Source organism: Thioclava sp. (genome assembly GCF_048263065.1).
Classification (GTDB): domain Bacteria; phylum Pseudomonadota; class Alphaproteobacteria; order Rhodobacterales; family Rhodobacteraceae; genus Thioclava.
The window spans coordinates 1-9,707 of the sequence record NZ_JBLXEM010000057.1 but is presented as its reverse complement, the minus strand read 5'-3'; the positions used below and the strand labels follow the sequence as shown (position 1 = coordinate 9,707).

The window sequence follows — 9,707 nt, the reverse complement described above, 5'->3', positions numbered from 1 at the left end:
ACTGCGTCTTAAGACGTGGGAGAGTAGGTCACCGCCAAACCTAGTAAGAAGCGAAAAAATCATCTCTATAAACAATGCAAATACAACCAAACGGCGCCCATAACGGGCGCCGTTTGGCTTTGAAATAGGGGCGAAAATTTAGAGCTAGGGAGAGTTCTGATAGCGAACGTCTCGCTCACGTCCCGTTCTGCACGCAAACCCTTATCCGCGCTTGCCGCTGTGGCAGGGCGCGCCTATAAGAACGCCATGTTCAGGCTGGCTCATATAACGCGAATTATTTGCCCGGCACTCTGATGCGTCAGGGCCGCCGGGTGCGATGAGCCATGCCAACGGCGCGGGCGAATGCGCGCTGATCCCTTCCCCAAGGACGAAACCCCATGAGTTCCGACAAGACGACCGAAACCAGCGCCCCCGATTACCGCGCGAGCGTATTCCTGCCTCAGACCGATTTTCCGATGCGGGCAGGCCTGCCTGCCCGCGAGCCTGACTGGCTGGCCCATTGGGCAAAGATCGACGTCTATGACCGTCTGCGCGAGAAAAACGCAGACGGATCGCGCGCGCCGTTTACGCTGCATGACGGCCCTCCCTATGCCAACGGGCATCTGCATATCGGTCACGCGCTGAACAAGACGATCAAGGATATCATCGTGCGCAGCCATCAGATGATGGGCAAAGACGCGCGCTATGTGCCGGGCTGGGATTGCCACGGCCTGCCGATCGAGTGGAAAATCGAGGAACAATATCGCGCCAAGGGTCTGGACAAGGACGCGGTCAATATCGTTGATTTCCGTCAGGAATGCCGCAAATTCGCCGAAGGTTGGGTCGATATCCAGCGCGAAGAATTCAAGCGTCTGGGCGTCTATGGTAACTGGGATGATCCTTATCTGACGATGAATTTCCATGCTGAGGCGGTGATCGCCGAGGAATTCATGAAATTTCTGATGAATGGCACGCTCTATCAGGGGTCCAAACCCGTGATGTGGTCGCCGGTCGAAAAGACCGCGCTGGCCGAGGCTGAGGTTGAGTATCATGACCACACCAGCCACACAATCTGGGTGCGCTTTAAGGTTAAAAATAAAAGTTTGACTGGGGTAGGCGACACTCCTTCGGATGCGTCACAGGCAGCAATTGAACGCAGGATGCTTCGTAGCGCCTCCGTCGTGATCTGGACCACCACGCCGTGGACGATCCCGCAAAACCGCGCCGTGGCTTACGGGCCGGGTATTGCCTACGGGTTGTATCGCGTCGTCGCGCTGGAGGAAAAATCCACCGCGACCGAGGACGAACTTCTGATTCTGGCCGATGCGCTGGCGCAATCGGTGATGGATCAGGCCAAGGTCGCAAGTTATACGCGCATTCGCGATGTCAGCGCGCAAGAACTTGAGGGGCTGACGCTGTCGCATCCCTATGCCGGCGTCGAAGGCGCGCAGGGCGAATGGGATTATGACATCCCGATGCTGCCCGGCGATCACGTCACCGATGAGGCGGGCACGGGGTTCGTGCACACTGCGCCCAGCCATGGCGATGACGATTATCAGATGGGCCTGAAATTCGGCCTGCCCATGACCTATAATGTCGAACCCGACGGCACCTATCGCGCCGATCTACCGCTATTCGGCGGCGAGGCGATCATTGCGCAAGACGGCAAAGACGGTCCGGCAAATGTCAGCAATATCAAGCAACTGGCTTGGGCGGGCGCGCTGCTGGCCAAGGGCAAGATCAAGCATAGCTACCCTCACAGCTGGCGCTCCAAAGCACCGGTGATCTATCGCAACACGCCGCAATGGTTTGCTGCGATTGATCATAAACTCGACGATGGCATGGGCACATATGGTGACACGATCCGCTCGCGGGCGCTGAAATCCATCGAAGATCTGGTCAAGTTCACCCCCGAAAAGGGCCGCAATCGCCTGCATTCGATGATCGAGACGCGCCCCGATTGGGTGCTCTCGCGCCAGCGTGCTTGGGGCGTGCCGCTAACCTGTTTCGTCAAGACCGGGGCCAAGCCGACCGACCCCGATTTTCTGCTGCGCAACGCCGAGGTCAACGCCCGTATCGCGGCGGCGTTTGAGACCAGTGGCGCGGACGTTTGGTATGAAGACGGGTTCAAGGAGAAGGTGCTCGACGGGCTCGTTGATCCGGCGGCTTACACGCAGGTCTTCGACGTGCTTGATGTGTGGTTTGATAGCGGCTCGACGCATGCGTTTGTGCTGCGCGACCGCGCCGATGGCACCAAGGACGGCATCGCCGATGTCTATATGGAGGGCACCGATCAGCATCGCGGCTGGTTCCATTCTTCGCTGCTGCAAGGCTGTGCCACATTGGGCCGCGCGCCCTATCGCAACGTGGTGACGCATGGGTTTACGCTTGATGAGAAGGGCATGAAAATGTCCAAATCCATCGGCAACACGATCGTTCCCGAGGAAATCATCAAGCAATATGGCGCCGATATTCTGCGTCTATGGGTGGCGCAGACCGATTACACCGCCGATCAACGCATCGGGCCCGAGATCCTAAAAGGGGTGGCAGATAGCTATCGTCGCCTGCGCAACACGCTGCGGTTTATGCTGGGCAATCTGGCAAATTATTCCGAGGACGAGCGGGTGATCGCGCGCGACATGCCCGAGCTGGAGCGCTGGTTGCTGCACCGTCTGTCTGAGCTCGATGCCGAGGTGCGCGCAGGGTATGAGGCCTTTGATTTCCAAGGCGTTTTCCAGACCTTGTTCACTTTCTGCACGGTGGAATTATCGGCGTTTTATTTCGATATCCGCAAGGATGCGCTTTATTGCGACCCGGCCAGTTCGACGCGTCGGCGTGCTGCGCGCACGGTGCTTGACCACCTGTTCCATCACCTCACGACGTGGTTCGCGCCGATCCTCGTGTTCACGATGGAAGACGTTTGGTTGTCGCGTTTCCCCGGTGAGGATTCGTCTGTGCACCTGCAAGACATGCCCAAGGTGCCAGAGGATTGGCACAACCCTGTTCTGGCCGAGAAATGGGACGGCATCCGGCGCGCGCGCCGTGTCGTGACCGCGTCTTTGGAAGTGCATCGGTCTGCCAAGGAAATCGGTTCCTCGCTGGAGGCAGCGCCGGTGGTGCATGTCGAGGATAGCGAGCTGGCTGATGCGATGCGCTCGGTGGCCTTTGCCGATCAGTGCATTGTGTCGTCGATTTCGGTCACGACCGACCCGGCGCCAAGCGAGGCGTTCCGCTTGCCCGAGCAGCCCGGTATCGCGGTGGTGTTTGAGCGTGCGATGGGCTCGAAATGTCAGCGATGCTGGAAGATCCTGCCCGATGTTGGCAGCCACAAACACCCCGGCACCTGCAAGCGCTGCAACGACGCTTTGGGCTAGGGCGCGCGCCCCAACGGGTTCAAAGATAATGGAAAAACGCCGGGCAGGGAGACTTGCCCGGCGTTTTTATGTGTGCGCATTAACCTGCCAGCAGCGCGGCATTGCCCCCCGCCGCTGTCGTGTCGATGCACAGGTGACGCTCGTGATAGAGATGGCCGATATCGGGCTGGCCGGTGATCAGCGCCACGATCGGGCCGGGGCGGCGCGCCAGGGCCTGGGCGAGGGCGCGCCCGGTGGTGGTGGTATCGCCCCACCACATCACGCCAGAAATTCCTGCGCGTGTTTCCACCATCTCAGGCGTCGCTTTGGTATCGCGCAGCGCGCGCCCGCCAAGCGCCTCGACGGCAGCGACTTGCGCCTCCACATCCGGGCCAAGGCACAAGATCGGTTCGCGCGGATCAAGGCTGAGGCGGTTCAACTCGCCGGTCGGGCCGGGCAGGATTTGCTCTCGCTTGGGCATTGTGACATGCGCATCCACACAAAAGCGCGGCACATAGTTCGGCCCGCCCGCCTTTGGGCCGGTCCCAGACAATCCTTCGCCGCCAAAGGGCTGGCTGCCGACGACCGCACCAATCTGGTTGCGGTTTACATAGGCATTACCAGCCTTGATCGCATCGCTGACCTCTTGCACGCGGGTGTCGATCCGGGTGTGCAAACCAAAGGTCAGCCCGTAGCCCTTGGCGTTGATCGCCTCGATCACCCGATCAAGATCTCCGCCGCGGAAGGTGGCGACATGCAGAACAGGGCCGAAAATCTCGCGCTCCAGATCGGCGATGCCCTCGACGCGCAGCAGGCTGGGCGCGATGAAATGGCCGATTTCGGGGGTGCTGATCTGATGGATCACGCGGTTCGCATTGGTCTTGAGATACTCCGCAATGCCCGTTTGCGCCTCATCGTCGATGACTGGGCCGACATCGGTGCTCAGCTGCCAAGGATCACCGACGCGCAGTTCGTCCATCGCGCCTTTGATCATCTCGATCAGATGCGGGGCGACGTCTTCTTGCACATAAAGACAGCGCAGCGCCGAGCAGCGCTGACCCGCCGATTGAAACGCCGAGGCCACAATATCGCGCACGGCTTGCTCGGGCAGGGCGGTCGAATCCACGATCATCGCGTTCAGCCCGCCGGTTTCCGCAATCAGCGGCGCGCCGGGATCAAGGTGATCGGCCATGGATTTCTGGATCAGCTTGGCCGTTTCGGTCGAGCCGGTGAACACCACGCCGTTGATGCGCGCGTCGCCGGTCAGCGCCGCGCCAACCGTGCCACCATCGCCGGGCAGAAGTTGCAGCGCCGAGAGCGGCACGCCCGCCTGATGCAGCAAGCGAACCCCAATGGCAGCGATCAGCGGGGTCTGCTCGGCCGGTTTGGCCAGCACGGCATTGCCCGCCATCAGCGCGGCGGCGATCTGCCCGCTGAAGATTGCGAGCGGGAAGTTCCACGGGCTGATCGCGGTGATGATACCACGCGGTGCGGCGGTCAGGGATTCGCCTTGAGCGGCGTAATAGTGCAGAAAATCAACGGCCTCGCGCAACTCGCCCACCGCATCTGGCAGCGATTTTCCCGCCTCGCGCGCGAGCGTGGCAAAGATTACCCCGAAGTTCTTCTCATAGAGATCCGCAGCACGGCGCAGGGTGGCGGCGCGCGCCGCAGGCGTTGCGTCCCAAGGGCGGGCCTGTTCAATTGCCGCGCTGACAGTCGCCGCATCGGCTTGCGTGACGTGGCCCACGATCTCGCCGCTTACCGGATTGCGAACCGGCATCGTTTCACCCGAGGCGGGCGTCACGGTCAGCGGGGCCGCATCGGGAATTGCCACATCGCGCGCGGTCTCAATTCGCGCCAGCGTTTCGGCATCGCTCAGATCGAAGCCTTTTGAATTGCCGCGCGCGCCGAACAGATCACCGGGTGAAAGCAGGCCCGCAGGCGCGATATGGGCCTCGGCAAAGGGGTCGCGCGCGATCTCTTCGGGGGCGACGTCTTCGTCCACGATCTGGTGCACAAACGAGCTATTGGCGCCGTTTTCCAGCAGCCGCCGCACCAGATAGGCCAGCAAATCGCGATGCGCGCCGACGGGGGCGTAAATCCGGCAGCGCCCCTTGGTTTGCTTGATCACGATGTCATGCAGCCGCTCGCCCATGCCGTGCAGGCGCTGAAATTCAAACGCCTCACCATCGGCCATCTCAAGGATCGCAGCCACCGTATGCGCATTATGCGTGGCAAATTGCGGATAGATCCGATCGCTATAGCCCAGCAGCTTTTTCGCATTGGCTATATAGCTGACATCGGTGGCTGATTTTGAGGTAAACAGCGCGAAACCGGACAGGCCCTCGACCTGCGCATGCTTCATCTCGGTGTCCCAATAGGCGCCTTTCACCAGCCGCACCATGATGCGACGATCCAAGCGGCTGGCCAACCCATGCAGCCAGTCGATCGCCAGCCCCGCGCGCTTGCCATAGGCCTGCACGACCACGCCAAACCCGTCCCAGCCAGCCAGTTCGGGGTCTGACAGCACGGCCTCGATCACGCGCAGCGACAGCACCAGCCGGTCCTGTTCTTCAGCGTCGATATTGAGCCCCATGCCGGCGGCCTTCGCCTGACGCGCCAGATCGCGCACCATCGGCACCAGCTCGGTCATGATGCGATCTGATTGCGCGACCTCATAGCGCGGATGCAGCGCCGAGAGCTTGATCGAGATGCCCGGATTGGCCTCAACCGAGCTCTTGGTGCAAGCTTTCGCAATCCCTGCGATCGCGTTGGAATAGGCGCGCATGTAGCGCGCGGCATCGCCCGCCGTCATCGCCGCCTCGCCCAGCATGTCATAGCTATAGGTAAAGCCTTGGGATTCGCGGGTTTTCGCGCGATCGAGCGCCTTCTCGATGGTCTCGCCCAGCACGAATTGGCGGCCCATCTCCTTCATAGCGCGCGTCACGGCAGCGCGGATCACGGGCTCGCCCAAGCGCTTAATCGCGCCGCGCAAGACACCCGCAACGCCCGGCTTTTCATCGTCCAGTACGCGCCCCGTCAGCATCAACGCCCAGGTCGAGGCATTGACCAGCGAAGACGACGCCGTTCCCAGATGTTTACCCCAATCAGACGGCGCGATCTTATCCTCGATCAACGCATCCACGGTATCGGCATCTGGCACGCGCAGCATCGCCTCAGCCAGACACATCAGCGCCACGCCTTCGCCGGTGGACAGGCCGTATTCGGCGAGAAAATGCTCCATCAAAGTGGGCTGAGCCTCGGTGCGGATGCGCCGGACCAACTCGGCCGCGCGCGCCGTGATCGCACTGCGGGTCGGGGCGGACAGATCCGCCTGGGCGCGCAGGGCGTCAATCAAGGCGGGCTCATCGGCATACTTGGTCTGAGTGGTGAAAACAGAGAATTGGTCAGTCATCGCGCAGTCTCCCTGATGTTTTTACCCAGATATCGCCGTTGACCTAGCGCGTGGCACCAAAAACGGTCAGTATTGCAGAGAATTCGACCATAGATGGGATGCAATATGGACAAACCGACGCAAATTGACGCAATCGACCGTAAAATCATACATGAATTGCAACAAAATGCCCGCATTTCGATCACCGATCTGGCGCGACGGGTGGGGCTTTCCAAGACCCCGGTCGCGGCGCGGATCAAGGCGCTGGAAGAGGGTGGTTTGATCGCGGGATATCGTGCGATGCTCTCGCCGCTTAAGCTGGGGCTAAGCCATGTGACCTATGTCGAGGTCCGTCTGTCTGACACGCGCGAGGCGGCGTTGACTCGGTTCAACACAGCAGTGCGCGCCGTGCCCGAAATCGAAGAATGTTACATGATTGCAGGGGGTTTTGACTATTTGCTCAAGGTGCGCACGCGCAATATCGCTGAATATCGTCGGGTAATGGGCGATCAGATTTCCGCGCTGCCCCATGTGCATGCGACCTCAAGCTACGTCGCGATGGAGGCCGTGGTCGAAAGTGCCGCCGTCAGCCTTTAGCGCCACTTGGGCTTTCTGTGCGCGCCGCATAGGCCCGTACGAAACTCGATTTCAAAGCCCCGTTCAAAAACCACGAAAAACCCCTTGTTTCCCCCAAGCGTGGTCAATATACGGGTCCGCGGAGATGTGGCCGAGTGGTCGAAGGCGCTCCCCTGCTAAGGGAGTAGGCCCGGAAGGGTCTCGAGGGTTCGAATCCCTTCGTCTCCGCCATCCACCTTTGAAAACATTGATTTATTTTCAAGTTTTCTGGATTCACCCACCAACCTACCCACCAAAGGAAAAACGCTAGGGATTCGCTTGCTTGAGCGTTCGGTCCCTGTGCAAATCCACGCTAGGGGGGGCATTGCAGCCTTTGGCGGCATTGAGCGGGAAACCGACACCCCCGGCTTGCGCGTGCATCCACGATTGAGGAAAAGCGGATGGTCTGCGCGCTAGCCCAGACTTGCTATCTTCGATGGCCTGCCAATTCTTTACCAGTAGCGTGTGCAGATACCTTCGTGAATCATCATCGCAGAGACGTTCTTGCCGTTTGAAAAATAGCAGCTCCCTATGAAACGGTCATAGCTTCGGCTTCCATTTAGATAGCAGCTCAATTCGCGCCCTGAGACCAAACCAAGCATCGCCTTCTTTGCACGTTCTCCAGCGGGCGTGCCTAGTTCGGCGCAATTGAGCGAGCTAAACCGGATAGGAACACCGCTCACCTCGATAGTGTCCCCATCCCGCACATGCGTCACCGCCCCTGTGATTTCACGCATTGCAAACCACTTCACAAGCCAACGCGAATACTCAGGGAAATGCTCGGTCGGTTTTGCTGCAAGATACACCACCGCTAAAAGGGCAAAGGTCCATCCCAAGCGTGCTTTCCAGCTTCCTCGCCGCTTTGCGCTGGGCGCTGGGCTGCGGGGCGTGCGTTTCCGCTTTCTGCGTGGATCAAACTGGTGGACGTTATTTGACATTATTGCAAACGCTGTGATGGCTATCAGTCAATCTTTTGCCAACCAGCTTGGAAAACTGCAATGCGAAGTGGTTTTGTCAGCCCTCGCGCACGCGCGTATTGGTCGCATGGAATACGCATTTTCTACGCCACCACATTCCATATCGCGCGCGCGCGTATCTCTCCGCGAAATACTGAGAGCATCGCAGGACGCGAGCTTACCCAGTGCCGCCCCGCTTAGATTCATGCTCTCACGGGGAAGCCCGCCCAACCGTTATTCGCCGTTATTTAATGGTCGAGCCGCCCCCTTGTGACGCAAATCTGCTCCACTAATGTAATCTTAGCCCTTCCCCCTGCTTCCCGCATGGCACCGGGCGACTTGGCTATGTCCGTGCAGATCAGACAACAGCACATAGAGCGCAACAGCTTGGCTCCCACCGGGTTTACCGCGCAGAGCATCCAAGCCAATCGAGCAAGCCCGGCGAACACCGGACCCGCCCATTTTTTCGCTTAGGCCGGATCTAGCCCCGTCATTGCAGAACGGCCCCAGCTAATCCGCACAATCCGCGTTTCCCCGACATGAAGCCGATCATATCCGCAGGCATCAAAACCCTTTGCCTATGGCTAGATGTAAGATTGGCACGGTTTTCGTGCAGGGAAATGCGCGCGCCTTGGCACGGTTTTTGAGCCAAGCAATTTGCGCCCAATTTCCGCCCTTGGCACGGTTTCCGTGCAGGGGTTGCACGGTTTTTGGGCCGGGGTTCTGTTTTTCGAAGTAAGTCGCGGCTCCAACAAGTGCGGCCACCGAATAGGAGCCCACCCTTCAATTTTTGCGAATCTTCCAGCCCATAGCGTCGGCAATTGCAGATGGAATGACTTTATCGAACAAAGTCGTCAAAATCAGATCTGAGAGGACTGCATAAAACGCACCGTCATATTTGCCGTTAGACAGCCCCGCTCTCTGCAAGTTCAGCATCATCTGTCCCATTTGACTGTAGCATTTCGCCATGCCAACCCACGATAACATCTCTGTTTGAGCCTTCGTCGTATCAGTATATCCGGCATTCAAATCACGAAGGGATGACAGGCAAACATCTAAGTCTAAGGACAATGAAAATAGGGCATATTCACGAGAGTTTACGGCTCGGCGTTCTCGTTCTCCTGTCGTTCCAAGCTCTTGCTTGAGCCAATCGTTTTCCTCAGGCGATAAACGAGGCACACGGCTATCAAAGCTTTTCCAGTAGACGAGCAACGCATCAGCATAGGCTTTGCGCGCATCCAGATCGACATATGGTCCGTCATCGAAAGGAATCGCATGATAAACGTTGGATTCAAGTTCCTTCGTCGATGCGTCGGAACTTGTCCACGCTGACGGCTCTGTTGCACAAATCCTGTGAGGGATTCATCTCGTGAATCCAGCATGGTAGCTGGGTTGCATGAGCAAACCGAC

The 9,707-nt window shown here is 59.0% G+C and carries 5 protein-coding genes and 1 tRNA gene; 3 read left to right on the top strand and 3 right to left on the bottom strand.

From position 1 onward, the window contains the following. Positions 1 to 377: 377 nt before the first annotated feature. Positions 378 to 3,353, top strand: a complete 2,976-nt coding sequence (gene ileS / locus ACN0SD_RS20240; protein WP_417809985.1) for an isoleucine--tRNA ligase — start codon at positions 378 to 380, stop codon at positions 3,351 to 3,353. A gap of 79 nt (positions 3,354 to 3,432) precedes the next feature. Here ileS and putA read toward each other — a convergent pair whose 3' ends face one another. Continuing rightward, positions 3,433 to 6,747 (bottom strand): bifunctional proline dehydrogenase/L-glutamate gamma-semialdehyde dehydrogenase PutA, encoded by a 3,315-nt coding sequence (gene putA / locus ACN0SD_RS20235; RefSeq protein WP_417809984.1) that lies wholly within the window; start codon positions 6,745 to 6,747, stop codon positions 3,433 to 3,435. Positions 6,748 to 6,852: 105 nt separating this feature from the next. Here putA and ACN0SD_RS20230 point away from each other — a divergent pair, with 105 nt between their 5' ends. After that, the gene (locus tag ACN0SD_RS20230; protein ID WP_417809983.1) at positions 6,853 to 7,323 is read left to right on the top strand and encodes an Lrp/AsnC family transcriptional regulator; all 471 of its coding nucleotides are present in this window, start codon (positions 6,853 to 6,855) and stop codon (positions 7,321 to 7,323) included. A 120-nt stretch (positions 7,324 to 7,443) separates the two neighbouring features. After that, a tRNA-Ser gene (locus ACN0SD_RS20225) sits at positions 7,444 to 7,533 on the top strand. Positions 7,534 to 7,793: 260 nt separating this feature from the next. On the opposite strand, the gene ACN0SD_RS20220 is transcribed toward ACN0SD_RS20225, so the two are convergent. Together ACN0SD_RS20220 and ACN0SD_RS20215 are read right to left on the bottom strand one after the other, a co-directional pair. Then, entirely contained in the window at positions 7,794 to 8,177 is a 384-nt protein-coding gene (locus ACN0SD_RS20220; protein ID WP_417809982.1) for a thermonuclease family protein, read from the bottom strand. Between the two features lie 903 nt (positions 8,178 to 9,080). Beyond that, the gene (locus tag ACN0SD_RS20215) at positions 9,081 to 9,509 is read right to left on the bottom strand and encodes a hypothetical protein (RefSeq protein WP_417809981.1); all 429 of its coding nucleotides are present in this window, start codon (positions 9,507 to 9,509) and stop codon (positions 9,081 to 9,083) included. Between the last annotated feature and the right edge of the window lie 198 nt (positions 9,510 to 9,707).

Coding starts and splice junctions, on each gene's coding strand:
- ileS (WP_417809985.1), top strand. CDS start 378: ATGAGTTCCGACAAGACGACCGAAACCAGCGCCCCCGATTACCGCGCG.
- putA (WP_417809984.1), bottom strand. CDS start 6,747: ATGACTGACCAATTCTCTGTTTTCACCACTCAGACCAAGTATGCCGAT.
- ACN0SD_RS20230 (WP_417809983.1), top strand. CDS start 6,853: ATGGACAAACCGACGCAAATTGACGCAATCGACCGTAAAATCATACAT.